Source organism: Limnofasciculus baicalensis BBK-W-15 (genome assembly GCF_024178385.1).
Lineage (GTDB): Bacteria > Cyanobacteriota > Cyanobacteriia > Cyanobacteriales > Coleofasciculaceae > Limnofasciculus > Limnofasciculus baicalensis.
The window spans coordinates 1-2068 of record NZ_JAMZMM010000624.1 but is presented as its reverse complement, the minus strand read 5'-3'; the positions used below and the strand labels follow the sequence as shown (position 1 = coordinate 2068).

3 protein-coding genes are annotated in these 2068 nt (G+C 63.1%); 2 read left to right on the top strand and 1 reads right to left on the bottom strand.

Going from position 1 to position 2068, the window contains the following annotated elements; all coding sequences use genetic code 11:
- Window positions 1–250, top strand: a 250-nt coding sequence (locus NJ959_RS28900; RefSeq protein ID WP_254015209.1) for a hypothetical protein, incomplete at its 5' end; no start/stop codon positions are given.
- 144 nt (window positions 251–394) lie between these two features.
- Here the strand turns inward: NJ959_RS28900 and NJ959_RS28895 are convergent.
- Window positions 395–1384 carry a GDP-L-fucose synthase family protein gene (locus tag NJ959_RS28895; RefSeq protein WP_254015208.1) on the bottom strand — a complete coding sequence of 330 codons (990 nt, stop codon included), beginning with the start codon at window positions 1382–1384 and terminating at the stop codon, window positions 395–397.
- A gap of 125 nt (window positions 1385–1509) precedes the next feature.
- Between NJ959_RS28895 and NJ959_RS28890 the strand changes: the two genes are divergently transcribed.
- The coding region (locus NJ959_RS28890; RefSeq protein WP_254015207.1) for a lipopolysaccharide biosynthesis protein at window positions 1510–2068 on the top strand (559 nt) is incomplete at its 3' end.

The following is a 2068-nucleotide window of genomic DNA, read 5'->3' as shown; positions in this document are numbered from 1 at the left end:
GCCGCGGCCGGCACCACACGGGAAGACCGGGTGCAGGATCGCTATCAGGCGACTGATGGGTGGTGAGTTTGACGCCTGCGAACTGACACTGAAGGAACGCACGACGATCGTGGAAAGCGTGGGCCGAACGCTCGCGAGCATGTATCACGGGCGCATTGCGTATCCGACGGCCGGGCCGCCCCGCACGCAGGAACCGATGCGCACGGGTGACGCGGACACGGAAGAGGGTCCGCGGCGACGGAGCATGTGAGACGAGTTCGGATGCGATCCGCGCCGTGCCGTGCTACCGCAGTCTTCTGCGGAAGCACGCGGAGACTCTCGGCGACCATGCGTGGTTCGCCCGAAGACGGGCGTACCACGGCACGAAGTTCGGCACGCACGCGTAGCCAACGACCTACTTGTGGTTCTTCCTGAACCACTCGATCGTCTTCGCGAGTCCTTCTTCAAAGCCCATCTTCGCGCGCCAGTCGAGCATCTTCGCCGCCCTGTCCACCGAGAGTTGGCGGCGTGGCTGGCCGTCGGGCTTGGTCGCGTCCCACGTGCTGCCGCCCTTGAAGCCGGTCAGTTTCACGATGAGTTCGACGAGGTCCTTGATCTTGATCTCGAACCCTGCACCGAGGTTGATGGGTTCGGGATCGCACATGGTCTCTGCCGCCCGGACGATGCCTTCTGCGGCATCTTCGACGTAGAGGAACTCGCGCGAGGCGGTGCCCGTGCCCCAGCAGACGATCTCTTTATCGCCGCGCTCTTGTGCCTCGACGCACTTGCGAATGAGAGCCGGGATCACGTGGCTGGTGTTGAGATCGAAGTTGTCGTACGGGCCGTACAGGTTCACCGGCAGCACGTACGCGCTCTTCATCGCGTACTGGAGTTTGTACGCGTCGAGCATCTGCCACGCGGCCTTCTTCGCCACGCCATACGGCGCGTTGGTCTCTTCCGGATAGCCATTCCACAGGTCCTCTTCGCGGAACGGCACCGGCGTGAACTTGGGATAGGCACAGATCGTGCCGACCTGCACGAATCGTCCATCGCGCTCGATGAGCCCATCAAGGCGGGCTTGCTCGATCAGGTGCAAGGCCATCGCCATGTTCGCGAAGAAATACCGGCCGGGATTGGCGCGGTTGGCACCGATGCCGCCGACTTCGGCCGCAAGGTGGATCACGACATCAACCTTCGTTTGCCCAAAGGCCGTGCGATACAAGCGGGCGGCGTCGGTCTGGTTGGTCAGGTCGAACTGGGTCCGGCGTGGCACGAAGATGTCCTGGGGCTTGACGCCGCGGGCCGCCAGTTTCTCGAGGACAAAGCGTCCGAGAAACCCGGCCCCGCCGGTGACGACAACCTTCTTCCCGGCCCACGAAAACACGGATGGAACTGAACTGCTCATAGGTGCGAGAGCGTAGGGGAGCGGGACGTCGTGTGCGATTCGACAATCGCGGCAATGCCTGACTTTCATGGCTCTGGGGCTTCGTACACTCTGCACTTCTCGTGCCGCCAAAGGACCAACTCCAGATGGGCGATTCGACAGCGGACAGCGCTCACGCGTCGGGAGGCGAATCCGCCGACGCTGTCTCACGCACCGTGGACAAGACATTGCCCAAGGTCGAGGCGTTGGGCAACACTGTCGGCCGCGGCGCGTCGTGGGTCTTGTTGGGCAATGTGCTCGGAAAACTCGCGGCCCTTGTGACCCAAGTGGTTCTGGGAATCATGCTGACCGACGTCGAGTACGGCGTCTATGCGACCGCTGCCGCGATGGGCTGGTTCGTCAGCATCCTCAAAGATGCCGGCGCCAACAACATTCTCCTCCAGCGCGGAGCGGCGGAGTACAACAACGTCGCGGGGCCACTGTTTTGGATCAACTCCACCCTCGCCACGGCCTGCTCGCTCGTCATCGTCGGCATTGGTGTCGTCATGTCGTATCGCCAGCCGCAGTATCCAGAGATGGCGTGGATCCTGTACATCATCGCGCTCTCAACCCCGCTGCAGGTCGTCGGCGGACAACTGCAGACCCAACTCCGCCAGGATCCGCGGTTCGCGGAGTGCAGCCAGATTCAACTCTACCGCGCGGTCC